Genomic DNA, 15,730 nt, shown 5'->3' with positions numbered 1-15,730 from the left:
AATATAGCCCGTTATAGCTAAAACCTATAACGGGCTATAGCTCTTTCGTAGAACGTTAAATCCGATCGGATATGTTATATTTAATTCTATAATGATAAACGGGGAGATTAACTTATGAGCATACAAACCGAACCTAAACAACGAACCGTCACTCCATTTCGATATGATATTGTTGGCAGTTTCTTGCGCCCAAGTGCGCTGAAAGATGCCAGATTAAAATACCAGAACGGCGAAATCACCACAGAACAGTTGAAAGAAGTAGAGAACGCCGAGATTGTGAAACTCGTACAAAAACAAAAAGAGGTTGGCCTTCAAGCTGTAACCGATGGCGAATTCCGCCGCTCTTGGTGGCATCTGGACTTCTTCTGGGGACTGGATGGCGTAGAGCGGACAATCATTGATGAAGGCTATCGATTCAACGGTGCAACATCCAGACCGGAGACAGCTCGTCTGACTGGCAAAGTTAGCTACAGCAATCACCCATTTGTAGCACATTATGCTTTCTTGAAAGATACGGCAGGCAATGACGTTGTTGCCCGTCAATCCATCCCAGCGGCCGCACAGTTCCTGTTCGAATTGGACCGGGCCGATAATAAGGAAAGTACACAGGCCGTCTATCCGAATCGCTCAGAGCTTCTTTCGGACATTGCTAAGGCATACAAAGCATCTATCCTGGCCTTCTATGAAGCCGGCTGCCGCAGCATCCAGATTGATGATTGCACATGGGGCGCACTATGTGACCAACAGTTCATCACAGTGATGGAGCAGATTGGCGTCAATGTGGAAGAGTATGCAAACGAACTTGCAAAACTGAACGAAGAAGTGGTATCTGGCCTGCCGGAAGATCTCGTGGTAACGACCCATGTCTGCCGCGGTAACTATGTATCGACATTTGCAGGTGTTGGTGGCGGTTATGAGCCGATTGCGCAGACACTTCTGAGCATCGATAACTACTCTGGTTTCTACCTGGAGTTCGATACAGAACGGGCTGGTGATTTCAAGCCACTTCGCTTCCTGAAGGATAATCAGCAGGTCGTACTCGGACTCTTCTCTTCCAAATTCGGAGAGCTGGAGAACAAGGAAGATATCCTGAAACGGATCGAGGAAGCCAAACAATATGTTGATCTGGATCGAATCTGCCTGAGCCCACAATGCGGTTTCGCTTCCACGGAAGAAGGCAACCATCTGACCGAGGAACAACAATGGCGCAAGCTTGCGTTCATTAAGGAGATTGCCGAAGAGCTCTGGAAGTAAGGAAGTAAGGAAATAACATTCGTATCTTCGATTGTCAGTAATCATATGTTATGCACGAACAAAAACAACTCCTAAATAGCCGTACGGACGTCATCCGTATGGCTTTTCGTTGTAATCTTTTTATGAAGTGAACGTTAATATTAAACGGTCTCATACGCTTCAAAAAATTGATCAGAACCCATAGTATGCAGGTCGTCAAATAAGATACAATGATACTGTAGAAATCCATTTAAAAGTGGTGAATTCATGAAAGAATTGCATAATCAGATGAATCGGAAAACGTATTATATTTCAATGCTAGCGATTATTGCTCTGATGTTATCCGGATTAATCCTGTCCACGACAGAATTGAACGTGATTACGGTGGGTTATATGATCCACTGCCTATGCGTAACCGTTCTCGCCGTATGTTTATTGATATATCCCAAGTTTGAGACGTTTCCCTTCAGATTGAGCATCATTCTGATCGGATTTGCATACTTCTATACGCTTGCTATTTTATATCCCCAGTCTTGGACAACTTACATTCTCATATGTCTACTTCCAGCCCTCGCCATCCTGTTCTATGATCTGAAATTATTTTATTTCTCGTTAATTCTCAATGGAATATTGCTCCTCATTACGTTTGGTTACAATCTTCTATATAACCAAGGGAATGATTATGCATATATACATACAGATGTGGTAGGCAATTTTATCAATATTATGGGGAGTCAGGTCATTATATTTCTTATTTTTCATCTGACCTTTACTCGAATGAGAAAGCAGGAACTTTATTTTGAGCAACTACAACAATCAGAGCGTTTGAAGATGATTGCTCATCTAACAGCTGCTGTTGCCCATGAGATTCGTAATCCAGTGACCGTGGTGCGAGGTTTTTTGCAGCTATATCGAGAAGATCACTCTTTTGAGCAGCGGGTGAGGAATAAGTTTGCCTTAATGATTGATGAATTGAATACCGTAGAGCAGGTGACCTCGCAATTTCTGACCCTTGCCAAACCCAATAGAGAACTGAGACCAGAGAAGCTCGATGTGAGGGAGGTCCTTGAGGGTGTAACAGGTCTGCTCAGCTCCTACGCGATGTTGTCGGACAAACATATGGATGTGCAGGTGGATGAGGATTGCATAATTCTAATTAATACAATTGAGTTCAAGCAGTTACTGATCAATCTTATCAAAAATGCGCTTGAAGCTTCTAATGCAGGTACAACCGTCCAAGTTACAGCGAAGCGAGTGAAGCAATGGGTAGAGATAAGAATCTCGGATCAGGGAAGCGGCATGACAGAGGAAGAGGTGAAGTCACTGGGGACTCCGTTTTATTCATTGAAAACAAATGGGACGGGGCTTGGATTAATGATCTGCTATAATATCGTGGAAAAGTATGAGGGAACGATCGAATATCACAGCGCAAAAGGTCAGGGGACCTCGGTGACGATTCGCTTTGTAGCTAGAACGGATTAGGCATAAAAATAAGATAGCGACAGTTAGGACAAAAGGATCTTTGTCTCAACTGCCGCTATTCGTCTATCTCGCATGATATCGGCCTTTGGGCACCACCATCGGTGATCCCGAGACGGGGTCTTCTATGACCGTACATTCCAATCCAAAAATGTCTTTAACCTGTGGAGCGGTTATCACCTCTGCGGGCTTACCCTCAGCCACAAGTTTTCCGGTATGAAGTGCAAAGATATGATCTGCATACCGCGCTGATAAGTTGATATCGTGCAGTACCATCACAATGGTCGTTCCGTGTTTGCGATTCAGCTCCGTAAGCAGGTCCAGAATCTCGACTTGATACGTGATATCCAAGAAAGTCGTCGGCTCATCGAGAAACAGGATATCTGTCTGTTGCGCTAGCGCCATGGCAATCCACACACGCTGACGTTGGCCGCCCGAGAGTTCATCAATATTGTGATTGGCAAACTCGGTGATGTTCATGATGGTCATGGCTTCAGCGACAGCCTCATAATCCTTCTTGGTCCAGCCGCTGAACAAGGATTGATGTGGAAACCTTCCACGACCGACCAGATCCGCTACCGAAATACCTTCCGGAACAATGGGAGACTGCGGGAGTAACCCGATCACGCGAGCCAATTGCTTGGGCGGGATTTTGCCAATGGCTTTGCCGTCCAGCGTAATGCTGCCGGATGTAGGCTTAATGAGTCTGGCCATCGTTTTCAAAAGGGTAGACTTACCGCAGCCATTAGAGCCAATAATGACGCTTATTTGGTTACTCGGTATGACAATGTCCACACCGTGGATAATCGTTTTATTTTCATATCCCGCAACGAGTTGTTTCGCTTCAAATACATGTGTTGGTTTCATTATAACTCCCCCTTACGATTCATTCGGATTAACAGGAAGATCAGATACGGTGCTCCGAGTAATCCGGTAATGACGCCTACGGGGAATCTGTACTCAAAAGCAAACTGTCCGATAAGATCTGAGGCAAGAACCAGATTAACGCCAACCAGACCTGCCGGGAGAATGTTCGAAGAACCAACACCTACGAGTCTCTTCGCAATAGGTCCCGCAAGGAAGGAGACAAAGGCGATCGGACCTGTAGTCGCGGTAGCAATGGCAACCATGCAGACGGAACTCACAATAAGTGCAATTCTGGTTTTGTCCGTATCCACACCTAGTGAGAATGCCGATTGTTCTCCGAGTTCCAATATAGTGAGGTGTTTGCCCAACATCATGATGATGGGTGAGCAGATCAGTACGGTAATCACGAGAGGTGGCAGTTCACTCATCTGAGAACCGTTCAGACTGCCTGTGAGCCATCGGATTGCAGCAGGAATATCCTTTTCAGAACTAACCAGTAGGAGATAGGAGATGACCGCATCAAGCATGGCTTGAATACCAATCCCGATAAGTATTAACCGTCCGATGGAGAACACTTTTCCTCTGGAGAGTACATATATGAACAATACCGTAGCGAGACCTGCAATCACTGAAGCCAAGGAGACAATGGCTCCGCTTGCATGAAGTACGACGATACAAAACACAGCAGCAGCGCTTGAACCTGAGGTGATCCCGATAACATTAGGATTCGCCAGCGGGTTCCGCAACATGGTCTGGAAGGTATAACCTGCAATACCGAAGGCAAATCCGGCAAAGAGACCTGTAAGCATTCTCGGTAGACGTATCGTATTTACGGCAAAAGACACACCTTTGATCTTCTCTCCCAAAAGGGAGCTAATGACATCTCTAACCGGATAGATTGTGTTGCCGAGCAGAAGCATGGCGCAGCAAAGAGCACATGCAAGTATGGCAAGGAGACTGGTGACAAGTATCCAGCGGCGACGTCGATGACGTCTGCCCGCCATAATAAATTCAATCGATTGATCTCTCATAATGAACGCACTTTCGATCGCATCGCAAGGATGATTAATATTGGAGCACCTATAAAGGCAGTAACAACTCCGACTTCAAGCTCTCCAGGGTTGCTGATGAGTCTGCCACCGACATCGGATATGGTTAGAATGATCGCTCCAGCTACCGCTGACATAGGTATGACAAAACGTAAGTCAGGACCCAGTATAAGGCGTATGACGTGTGTAGATAACAATCCGATGAAACCAATAGGTCCAGCAAGTGCAGTAGCTGCACCACACAACAAAACCCCTGCAAGAGCCGCAATGAATCGAAGTGTACCTGTGCGAACACCGAGTCCTGTCGCAACATCGTCACCCAGGGCCAGCGCGTTCAGGGCGGGCGCCGTCAGAAATGCAATAAGTACCCCAATGACCAGGAAAGGGATGAACGTACTGATTCCGCTCCAGGTTGCCGATCCTACGCTGCCCACTTGCCAGAACCTGAACTGGTCCATGACATAGGAGCGAGGGATCATAATGGCGGTGACGAGTGAGGAGAGTGCGGCACTGATGGCCGCTCCGGCCAAAACAAGCTTAATGGGCGTGGCTCCGCCACGCCCCATTGAGCCAATTCCGAATACGAACACAGCTGTTATTGCAGCTCCAGCTAGTGCCAGCCAGATATATTGATTGGCGCTGCTGATGTTCAGGAATGCAATACCCATCACCACAAATAGAGATGCCCCTGTATTGACGCCCAATATGCTTGGGTCGGCAAGCGGGTTCCGGGTAACGGCTTGCATAAGTGCTCCTGACACGCCGAGTGCTACTCCGCATAACAAACTGAAGACCGTTCGGGAGATCCGTTTGCGCACGATGTTTGCCCCATATGAGTCTACCTCTGGGTGAAATAATCCGTCGATTAACTCATGAAACCTCACGGGTCTAGAACCAAAGACCAGTGAGGCAATCATAGTTGCAGCGAGCAGAATGAAACAAATGACTAACACCAAGATGAAGTTCTTGGGGACATGTGCTCGTATTCGATTATCGTTCGAAAGCGATGTACTATTCATTGATCTTGTCGATGGCTCCACTAATCAATTTCAGGTAATCATCAATAGTATAAGAGATGGAAAGTGGGTTTGGCGTTCCAGCAGCAACCAAAGGTGTGTCTGCTTCAATGAATGCTACGGAACCACGTTTAACCGCAGGGATTTTACCTAGCAGCGGATCAGCCTGAATGGCTTTCAACAACTCGGCATTACCATATCCAACAATAATATCTGCATCATTAAGGGCTTCAGCATTCTCTGCACTTAAGCTCAGGGAGTAGCTGTTAGGGTCTGTAATTTGGCTAGTGATACTCTCTGGAACAACCAACCCTAGCTCACCAAGGAAGGCCACGCGTGAATCTACAGGTGTATAGATATGAAGTTTGGACATGTCTTCAGCGGAGAAGTTAACCCAAACCACTTTTTTGTCTTTGATCTGAGGATATGCGGCTAATTTTTCGTTGACCATAGCCTCCGTATCTTTGATCAATTGCTCACCTTCTGCTTCCATACCCATACCCTGCGCATTGAAAGTAACCTGCTCACGCCATGTTGTTGCCCATGGAGCCGTTGGATAGGCTACAACTGGAGCAATTTCACTAAGAAGATCGTAGTCTTCCTGCGTGATACCGGAGTATGCTGCAAGAATAACATCTGGATTGGAATCGGAAATCGCTTCAAAATCAAGTCCGTCTGTATCTTGGAAAACGTTCGGGTCTGTTACACCGAGTTCATCGAGTTTCTTAGCTGTCCAAGGTAACAGTCCGCTATCGTCCTGAACACCAAAGTTAGCTGCAGAGAAGCCCACAGGAACTTGTCCAAGCGCGAGAACGACATCTTGGTTCGCCCATTGTACAGTAGCTACACGCTCAGGCTTTTTCTCAATAACCGTTTCACCCAAAGCATGCTTGATTGTAATTGGATATCCGGTATTCTCATCAGTAGCGGCTGGTGTTTCTGTAGCTGGAGCTGCCGAGTCACTTGCAGCAGGAGTTGCTGCTGGCTCAGCTGTTTGGTTGCCACAACCTACCAATGCCAAGATGAAGACCAGTGATAGAAGTAATGTTGTTAAGGAAAGCTTTCTCTTTGTGTTCATGTGTTTCCCCTTCCTGAATCTTAAAATATATTTGGTGGTGCTGAATATCCGGGTTGATCCATTACATCCATGGGGATGTGAACAAGTAGATATATAAAACGTTTTATATACATGATAATGATTATCAACATCAATAAATATATCTTTTTATCAAAGGGAGTGTCAATGAAAAAATTGTAAAGGCTCATATCATATTAGAGTTATATTTCTTGGGGGGAAGTATTCCATTATCCGTTTTAAATGAAAAGTTGTAGGGAGAGAGTAGTAGAGACTCTATTAAATAGGGATAAACATATTATCAATGTATTACATTCCAGATCATGGTATATTTCTAGTATTAAATAATGTAAGGAGATAACCATGAGTCGCACACTAGTTTTTTCACTGAAAGTAGTATCTCTGCTGTTAACCACGATCCTGCTGTTTTCCTTAATTTCTGCACATCCTGCCCAGGCAGAGGGTGAAGGTGCTAACATTGAGAATGCTGTAGTAAAAAGTCAGTTGAACCTTAATTGGTCTTCATTGGATGAGTTAAATAGTGGAGTTTCCCATTCCATTGCCTATGGTGGAGGGATTTATATGATGCCAGCTGCTGGAGGCTATGTGAAAACCTCAAAGGATGGAGTTACATGGAAGACAATCTATACCGGAAATCCAGTAGATTTTAGTTTGATTATTCGTGGAAAGTCTGAATTCATGGGTTTTCGTGAGGAAACAGACAACGTAACCGTATGGACATCCACTGATGGTCTGTCATGGAAGAAGTTAAATAATCCAATACATATAAGATTTTTAAAAGACGCCGTATGGAACGGAAAACGGTATATTGCAGTTGGTGGAACCACGTATGAAGGAAAGATTTTGTCTTCAGAGGATGGATTAACGTGGACCGAACGAAAAACAGGAATCTCCACCAATTTTACAGCCGTAGCATGGGGCAATAATACCTTCGTAGCTCAAGGTTATGAAGGCGGAGTCGTAGCGGTATCTAAAGACGGAATTACCTGGAAAAAGGTGAAGACCAATCAGCCTAATTATGAGCAAGTTTGGGATATGACCTATGGCGGTGGAGCTTTTGTTGCTGTAGGGGATGCAACGATCATGACCTCGAAGGATGGACAGAAATGGACATACGTATCGTCCAAAGCCTTTTGGTCCAAGGTGTACTGGGCAAAGGACAGGTTTTATATTTTTGGTTTTGAATATGTGAATAAAGCCAATCATGTCCTGAAGGAGGTCAACTGGACATCCAAGGATGGTAAGAGCTGGAGCAATGCTGGGTTTGCAACTAGCCCTAAGCAGAACCCGTTTTTTACCATTCACAACGGCAAACAGTATATAACGATTACGGATGCTGGTATTCAAACATCTGCGGATGGGCGCAAATGGAAGCTGACAAAGCGATATCCTTTTGTGCTTCCAAGTAACGTATATGAAGCAGCAGTGAGCAAGGATAGGCTGGTGCTGGTGGGTGGGTATCGTAGCCAGCTTAACTTCCTTTCCGTCAGCTCGCAGGGTTCTGCAAAGATGAACACGGCTGGCAAATGGCAATCTTCTTATGTGGATCAAGCTTATCCACTTCGGGGAGTTGTATGGTCAGGGAAGGACTTTTTTGCGGTAGGAGATAACGGGAAGATGATGTCCTCTGTTGATGGAGTAAAGTGGACAGTCATTAAATCACCGACAACTCAATCACTTACGAGTGTGTTATATGCCAATAATACGTATTACGTGGCAGGGGAGGGTGGCACGATTCTTTCTTCCAAGGATCGGAAGACGTGGAGAACCTTGAACACTAATGTAAAGAAAAAAATCAATGCGATGGCATCAAACGGCAAAACACTGGTAGCCGTTGGAGAAAAAGGGCTTTTGCTCGTCTCCGAGGATGGTCTGAAGTGGAACGAAATCCCGGCACGGTTTCCTGGACATAATTTCGATGTGGTATGGGGTGACGGAAAATTTGTCGTGACCACTGCCAGTCACTATGGAAATGCACAGAGTGCGGTTATTTTGACTTCAGAGGACGGTAAGAAATGGGCGAGGACAGAGTTCCGTGATGAATTATATGCTCGTGGAATGAACACTGGATTCTTTGGCATCTCATACGTGGGCAATCTCTTCATTGCTGTTGGCAGTGAAGGTTCCATCTTCCTTTCCGATGACGCTGAGAAATGGACCAAGCAGGATGTCTTGACGGTAGACGATTGGTACGATGCGGTGGAGTTTAAAGGGAAAGTGTACGTCTTTGGAAATACAGGTAAAATCGTTACGGCTGACCTCAACTCCTTGAAACGGAGCTACTAATTTAAGATGCTTAAAGGGAGATTCTATATGCGTAATCAATTCATCAAAAGTATGATCGTTTTATGTTTGGTTTTTGTACTATTACCGACCACTATTATCTCGGCTGCATCGCTTATCAAAGACCCGGTCTTGGTCAAAGTTATTCGAACAGATTTGAAGCTGTCGGCTAAGAAGGAAATAAAGGCTACCGATTTGAAAAAATTAAAATCCATATATGCTATGGAAACGAAAAATAAGATTTCTAACCTGCAAGGTCTTGAACATGCCGTTAATATGACGGATTTATTCTTGCCTGGTCAAAATATAAAAAATATTAAGCCACTCCACAAGTTAAAGAAATTGACGTTCTTAGCTGTTGAAGGCAATCAGATTACAGATATCTCGCCACTTTTAGGTCTGACTAATCTGCAAAATCTGGTTATGGACGATAACAAAATCAAAAGCCTGACTCCATTAAAAAATATGCATAAGCTGACCAGTCTACTCGCCAGCGGTAATCAGGTGACTGATCTAAGTCCTCTTCAGAAATTAAAGCTGAAATGGATCATTATGAATGAAAATAAAATTCAGGATCTGACTCCTTTAAAAAATCATCCGACCTTGGAGTATCTATATGTAGAAGATAACTTCATTAAGGATATTTCAGTGCTCGAAACCATCCCACATCTAACAGAGGTATATTTGGCTAACAATCCGTTGAATGAGCGTGCAGAGCAGGTTGTGAAAAACTTGGAGAAGAAAGGCGTCGTTGTAAGTCTGGTAAGCGATGAAGAGGGTCAGGCGAAGTAGTTTCGATTAGAGTAGATGTATATGTATATGTATATGTATATGTATATGTAAGAAGAATTTTAATTCCTCATTAATATTGAACATAACAAAGAGAGCCTCAGATAATTCTGACGGCTTTCTTTGATGTACACTGGAAAAGAACGCTATGAAACACCTTTACCTGCTCCGTTCCAAACCAATACTATTCCACTTCGATCTCCTTCACCGTCTCTCCCTCAACTAGCACTGGTTGATAGTGGGTGTTCGTCGGTAGATCCTTTTTGCCTTGCAGATTTTTGATCACCCAGTCGGCAGCATCGCGGCCCATTTGTTCTTGGGGGTGGGTTAGCGTTGTTAGCCTAATGTTGGCGTTCTTGGCGATGTACGAATTGTCCTGTCCAATGATGGATAACTCATCCGGGATCGAGATGCCCAGTTGCCTGCAGGCGTTCACGACCTCCAGTCCCACTTCATCGTTGTAACAAACAATCGCGGTGAGCGCATCTCTGTTTTCGTCCAGATATGTGGCTACACTAGAAGATAAATCCGGTTTCGATGCGGTATCAAAGGAAAGCACTTGCTCAGGATGGAACCGTAACTTTGCTTCACCCAGTGCCTTGATGTATCCCTTCATCCGATACTTTCCTTGTAAGTCATCCATTTTGGCAATTATGCCAATCTGAGTGTGGCCTTTGGCGATCAATTCACGTGTGGCAAGATAACTGGACTGCACGTCATCCAGACAGAAGAACGGAACTTCCAGCTCTTCATAGAACGCATTAATCATCGTAAACGGCACATCCTGCTCCTTGAACGACAGGTAGTACGCAATATTGGGATTATACAGATTACTTTTGGTTGGTTCGACGATCAGGCCATCCACGCCGTAGGAGAGCATCATTTCGAGGGCCTTTTTCTCCTGCGCTACATCATTATTGGTGCTGGCCAGCAGTAACGAGTAGTTGTCCTCATTCAGACGACTCTCGATGCCACGGATAATGGACGGAAAGATGTAATCCGAGATGTATGTCGTGATCACACCGATCGTTTTCTTCGACGTGTTACCGCCTGATCGTGATCGGTACTGATTGCTAACGTAAGTTCCTGACCCCTTTTCACTTCGTAAAAACCCTTCGTTCGATAACTCCAAAATGGCTTTCCGCACCGTCTGGCGACTTACGTTGTAGCTGTCCTGTAATGCCGACTCCGTAGGGATCTGTTCACCTATGCTATATGTCCCCGAGAGGATATGACTCTTTATATCATCAATGATGACCTGGTATTTTGGCTTCACGTAGTCCACTTCTTTCATCGTTACTCATCTATATCAACGTTGTTGTTCAAATAGTTGTACGTACATATTTTAGCATGATTCAGATGGGATGAAAATAAAACCGAACATTTTTCGAAATAAACCGTACATATCCAGCCTTTTTGGATGGAGGTGTACCTTACAGCATAGCCAATTTATAGTCATAGAAGACCTTGATTGGTCAAATAGACTACAATATCTGTCCTTTGTAAGTATAACTATTATATATTATTGACAAATGTACGTACAAAAAATATACTAAGGCTGTCAGAAAAGGAAAGCGCATTCTTTGAAAACACAACAGGAAGTACTTATACAAAATATTATTAGTCACTGCCTTAAGTAGAAGCTTCACCTTATATATGCATCCTTTGGGGTGTGAAATCGCGACCGGAGAGGGGATACACGTGATTATGAGTCAATTGGACTTGAAAGAAGCCATTACCACGGGCGCTACTTCACTTGGAATTGAATTTGGATCAACGCGGATTAAGGCGGTATTGATTGATGAGCGTTTTGAGACCATCGCGTCAGGCAGTTATGAGTGGGAGAACCTTCTGAAAGATGGATATTGGACGTACAACCAGGAGGATATCATCACTGGTTTGCAGGCGGCTTATCGTGAGATGAAGCAAGATGTGGAACAGAAATACGGAATCACGCTGCGCACGGTTGGTTCTATCGGATTCTCGGCCATGATGCACGGATATATTGCGTTGGATAGCGCGGGTGAACTGTTGGTACCTTTCCGCACCTGGCGTAATGCTACGACAGGAGCAGCTGCAAGAGAGCTAACGGAACTTCTGCAATTCAATATTCCGGAACGCTGGAGCATTGCCCACTTGTACCAAGCGATTTTGAACGAAGAGGTGCATGTGCCACAGATTGATCACCTGACAACCTTGGCTGGATACATCCACTGGTTGCTGACAGGCAATAAGGCGATTGGGATCGGCGATGCATCGGGCATTTTCCCCATTGACGAGTCTACACATAATTACCACCCATCCATGATCCAACAGTTCGACGAACAGATCGCAGGCAAAGGTTATCCGTGGAAGGTCGAGGACCTTCTTCCCAAGGTATATCTCGCGGGTGAGAACGCAGGTGCATTGACGGAAGCGGGAGCCAAGTTGCTCGATCCTTTGCAAGATCTGCAAGCAGGCATTCCGCTCTGCCCGCCAGAAGGCGATGCCGGAACGGGTATGGTGGCAACGAATAGCGTAAGAAAACGTACGGGGAACATCTCCGTCGGCACATCCGTATTTGCGATGATTGTACTGGAGAAGGAATTATCCAAAGTGTACCCCGAGATCGATATGGTCACCACGCCGGATGGTAGCCCAGTAGGGATGGTACATGCCAACAACTGTTCAAGTGATATCAACGCATGGGTTGGGTTGTTCCGTGAATTCTCGCAAGCAATGGGATATGAAGTGGATAACGCCAAGTTGTTTAGCGTGTTGTTTAACAAGGCTTTGGAGGCAGACCCTGATGGTGGTGGCTTGCTCAGCTACGGTTACTACTCAGGTGAGAACATTACGGGACTTGAGAAAGGCCGTCCATTGTTCGTCCGCTCCCCGGAAAGCAACTTCAATCTGGCGAACTTCATGCGGACACATCTGTTCAGTGCCTTCGGTGCACTCAAGCTGGGTATGGACATTTTGACGGAAGAAGAGAATGTAGCCATTGACAGCATTTTGGCTCACGGTGGCCTGTTCAAGACCCCTGTTGTCGGACAACGTATTGTAGCCGCTGCGATGAACGTACCCGTGTCGGTAATGTCTACCGCTGGTGAAGGCGGCGCATGGGGCATGGCACTTCTGGCTTCGTACATGATTAACAAGGATCAAGAAGAAAGCCTGGATGTGTTCCTGGAGCAGAAAGTCTTTAACGATGTTGAGGGAGTCGAAGTGGCGCCGGATGCATCGGATGTGAAAGGGTTTGAAGCATTTATCGAACGCTACCGGAGTGGGCTTGCGATTGAGCAATCAGCTGTAGATCATCTGGTAGAGGTTGTTCAAAAAGACCGCTTTTGATTACGAAGGATGCCTAGTGCATCATCAACATCGAATATGGAATTCAGCCGAAATGTCCGTGGCTCACGTAGCTCTATCTACGCTCCGCTACTCCATTTCTAGCTTCATCCCATCTTCTCGGTACTGAAAACCGACTTTTTGAACACGCACTATTAGAGAACGGGAGGGAATAACATGTTAGAGCAACTGAAAGAAGAGGTATTCCAGGCGAATCTGGAACTGCCAAAGCATGGACTTGTGAAATTCACATGGGGTAACGTCAGTGCAATCGATCGGGAAAGTGGTCTGTTCGTCATCAAACCAAGTGGCGTCAGCTACGATACGATGAAAGCAAGCGACATGGTTGTGGTCGATCTGGACGGTAACGTGGTGGAGGGTGAGATGAGACCTTCCTCGGATACCGCAACACACGCCGTACTATATAAGCATTACTCGGAGATTGGTGGCATTGTGCACACACACTCCACGTGGGCGACTATCTGGGCGCAAGCCGGATTGGACGTACCTGTAATGGGAACAACACATGCGGACACGTTCTATGGGGCGGTGCCTTGTGCACGTTTCCTGAACCAGGAAGAGGTTGATCGTGGATACGAAGCAGAGACAGGACGCGTCATTATTGAAACGTTTGAACAGCGTGGGATTGATGTTATGGCTGTTCCAGCAGTGTTGCTCCATGGGCATGCACCGTTTACGTGGGGGAAAGATGCCAAGTCTGCGGTGGTGAACAGTGTCGTACTGGAGGAAGTGTGCAAAATGAACCTATACGCGCGGCAATTGAATAACTTCGCGAAGGAACTGCCACAAGGCATTTTGGATAAACACTATCTGCGAAAACACGGAAAAGACGCGTATTACGGACAGAAGTAATTAGGTTAAATAGCGATCGGTTGATAATAATTCAAGCGAATAGGTTGTTTGTTACTACTACCACCAATGAAGTTGTATCAAACTTTTACACGATAACGGAGAGTGCAGTACCAATCTGTAGAAGCGAAGCGTTCGCCTTTATAACCGGATATCATCCTTATTAAAATTGATCAAAGAAATCCGGGGATAACCAGCGATCGGAAGATGGTACTGCAATCGGAGTGGTAAGTGTAACCCATTGGTTCAACTATAAAATAATGAAATGAGGATGGTTATATGTCAGCAGCAAAAGAATTCTGGTTTGTCGTCGGTTCACAGCACTTGTACGGAGAAGAAGCACTGGGCGAAGTAAAAGCCAATGCACAGAAAATCACGGATGGCCTTAATGCAAGCGGCGTGCTACCTTACCCGCTCGTATTGCAGGATATGGCGGTAAGCGCAGATAAAATCACGAGCACGATGAAAGAAGTCAATTACCGCGACGAAGTAGCGGGTGTGATCACGTGGATGCATACATTCTCCCCGGCGAAAATGTGGATTCGTGGTACAAAATTGCTGCAAAAACCTTTGCTGCACTTGGCAACCCAATTCAACGAAAGCATTCCGTGGGCAACCATCGACATGGACTTCATGAACTTGAACCAAGCTGCTCACGGTGACCGCGAGTATGGTTTCATCAATGCCCGTCTGAGAAAACAAAATAAAATCGTTGTTGGCTACTGGGAGCGCCCAGAAGTGCAACAGCAAGTTGCTGACTGGATGGACGTAGCGGTAGCTTATAATGAAAGCTTTAACATCAAAGTAGCGCGCTTCGGTGATAACATGCGTAACGTGGGCGTAACCGAAGGTGATAAAGTGGAAGCACAGATCCAATTCGGATGGACGGTTGATTACTTCGGTATTGGCGATCTCGTGCAATACGTGAACGCTGTAACAGAGCAGGAAATCGATGATCTGATCGCTCAGTATGGAGACCTCTACGAATTCGATTATGGCACGAACAGCAAGGAAGCTTGGGAAGCCAGTGTACGTGTGCAAGCGAGCTATGAGATTGCCATTAAACGTTTTCTGGACGAAGGTGGTTACAGTGCCTTCACTACAAACTTCGAAGATCTGCATGGCATGAAACAACTTCCGGGTCTGGCTGTACAACGCCTAATGGCTCAAGGGTACGGATTTGCCGGTGAGGGTGACTGGAAAACAGCTGCGCTGGATCGCTTGCTGAAAATCATGGCCCATAACGAGAACACAGGCTTCATGGAAGATTACACATACGAGATGGCCGCTGGACAGGAAGCGATCCTGCAATCTCACATGCTTGAAGTAGATCCGACACTTGCCAGCACCAAACCGAGAATCATCGTGTCCCCTCTGGGCATTGGCGATCGTGAAGATCCGGCTCGTCTTGTATTCGATGGTAAAGCAGGCGAAGGTGTCGTGGTATCCATGGCAGACTTTGGTACTCATTACAAACTGCTGATCAATGAAGTATCTGCATTTGAGCCAACTGTTCCAGCACCTAATCTGCCGGTAGCACGTGTTCTGTGGAGCGTGAAGCCGAACTTCCAAGACGGGGTAAAAGCCTGGATCGAAAATGGTGGTGGTCACCATACGGTTGTATCCTTGAACCTGACGACAGACCAGATCGTAACGTATGCGAAGCTGGTAAATTTGGAGTACGTTATTATTAAGTAAAAGTGGATTGGCAGCTACTG

The 15,730-nt window shown here is 45.7% G+C and carries 12 protein-coding genes; 7 read left to right on the top strand and 5 right to left on the bottom strand.

Annotated elements, in window-relative coordinates; all coding sequences use genetic code 11:
- Nucleotides 1-114: 114 nt before the first annotated feature.
- Both WFI24_RS18995 and WFI24_RS18990 read left to right on the top strand, forming a co-directional pair.
- A complete protein-coding gene (locus tag WFI24_RS18995) occupies nt 115-1,254 on the top strand; it encodes a 5-methyltetrahydropteroyltriglutamate--homocysteine S-methyltransferase (RefSeq protein ID WP_336763293.1) in 1,140 nt (379 codons plus the stop codon).
- Between the two features lie 246 nt (nt 1,255-1,500).
- Complete coding sequence (locus WFI24_RS18990) at nt 1,501-2,715, top strand: HAMP domain-containing sensor histidine kinase (protein ID WP_336763291.1); 1,215 nt, start codon at nt 1,501-1,503, stop codon at nt 2,713-2,715.
- A 63-nt stretch (nt 2,716-2,778) separates the two neighbouring features.
- On the opposite strand, the gene WFI24_RS18985 is transcribed toward WFI24_RS18990, so the two are convergent.
- The 4 genes from WFI24_RS18985 to WFI24_RS18970 are packed head-to-tail and all read right to left on the bottom strand — an operon-like array spanning nt 2,779 to nt 6,722.
- On the bottom strand, nt 2,779-3,579 hold the full coding sequence (locus WFI24_RS18985) for an ABC transporter ATP-binding protein (protein WP_336763289.1): 801 nt from the start codon (nt 3,577-3,579) through the stop codon (nt 2,779-2,781).
- Nucleotides 3,579-4,610 carry a FecCD family ABC transporter permease gene (locus WFI24_RS18980; protein WP_336763287.1) on the bottom strand — a complete coding sequence of 344 codons (1,032 nt, stop codon included), beginning with the start codon at nt 4,608-4,610 and terminating at the stop codon, nt 3,579-3,581. Before WFI24_RS18980 ends, WFI24_RS18985 begins: the two co-directional genes overlap by 1 nt.
- Complete coding sequence (locus tag WFI24_RS18975) at nt 4,607-5,647, bottom strand: FecCD family ABC transporter permease (RefSeq protein WP_145324936.1); 1,041 nt, start codon at nt 5,645-5,647, stop codon at nt 4,607-4,609. Before WFI24_RS18975 ends, WFI24_RS18980 begins: the two co-directional genes overlap by 4 nt.
- Nucleotides 5,640-6,722 (bottom strand): iron-siderophore ABC transporter substrate-binding protein, encoded by a 1,083-nt coding sequence (locus WFI24_RS18970; RefSeq protein WP_336763285.1) that lies wholly within the window; start codon nt 6,720-6,722, stop codon nt 5,640-5,642. Before WFI24_RS18970 ends, WFI24_RS18975 begins: the two co-directional genes overlap by 8 nt.
- Before the next feature lie 360 nt (nt 6,723-7,082).
- Between WFI24_RS18970 and WFI24_RS18965 the strand changes: the two genes are divergently transcribed.
- Together WFI24_RS18965 and WFI24_RS18960 are read left to right on the top strand one after the other, a co-directional pair.
- Nucleotides 7,083-9,026, top strand: a complete 1,944-nt coding sequence (locus tag WFI24_RS18965) for a hypothetical protein (RefSeq protein WP_336763283.1) — start codon at nt 7,083-7,085, stop codon at nt 9,024-9,026.
- Nucleotides 9,027-9,053: 27 nt separating this feature from the next.
- The gene (locus tag WFI24_RS18960) at nt 9,054-9,815 is read left to right on the top strand and encodes a leucine-rich repeat domain-containing protein (RefSeq protein WP_336763282.1); all 762 of its coding nucleotides are present in this window, start codon (nt 9,054-9,056) and stop codon (nt 9,813-9,815) included.
- A 181-nt stretch (nt 9,816-9,996) separates the two neighbouring features.
- Here WFI24_RS18960 and WFI24_RS18955 read toward each other — a convergent pair whose 3' ends face one another.
- The gene (locus WFI24_RS18955; RefSeq protein WP_336763451.1) at nt 9,997-11,088 is read right to left on the bottom strand and encodes a GntR family transcriptional regulator; all 1,092 of its coding nucleotides are present in this window, start codon (nt 11,086-11,088) and stop codon (nt 9,997-9,999) included.
- A gap of 431 nt (nt 11,089-11,519) precedes the next feature.
- On the opposite strand from WFI24_RS18955, the gene WFI24_RS18950 reads away from it, so the two are divergent.
- From WFI24_RS18950 to araA, 3 genes are all read left to right on the top strand, one after another.
- A complete protein-coding gene (locus tag WFI24_RS18950) occupies nt 11,520-13,145 on the top strand; it encodes a xylulokinase (protein ID WP_336763280.1) in 1,626 nt (541 codons plus the stop codon).
- A 174-nt stretch (nt 13,146-13,319) separates the two neighbouring features.
- Nucleotides 13,320-14,015: an L-ribulose-5-phosphate 4-epimerase gene (locus tag WFI24_RS18945; protein ID WP_237178372.1), complete on the top strand. Its 696-nt coding sequence runs from the start codon at nt 13,320-13,322 to the stop codon at nt 14,013-14,015.
- A 276-nt stretch (nt 14,016-14,291) separates the two neighbouring features.
- Complete coding sequence (gene araA, locus WFI24_RS18940) at nt 14,292-15,710, top strand: L-arabinose isomerase (RefSeq protein WP_336763276.1); 1,419 nt, start codon at nt 14,292-14,294, stop codon at nt 15,708-15,710.
- The last annotated feature ends 20 nt before the right edge of the window (nt 15,711-15,730 follow it).

The organism is Paenibacillus sp. USHLN196 (genome assembly GCF_037144955.1).
GTDB classification, from domain to species: domain Bacteria; phylum Bacillota; class Bacilli; order Paenibacillales; family Paenibacillaceae; genus Paenibacillus; species Paenibacillus xylanexedens_C.
The sequence above is the reverse complement of the archived record's forward strand: the minus strand, read 5'-3'. Positions and strand labels throughout refer to the sequence as shown.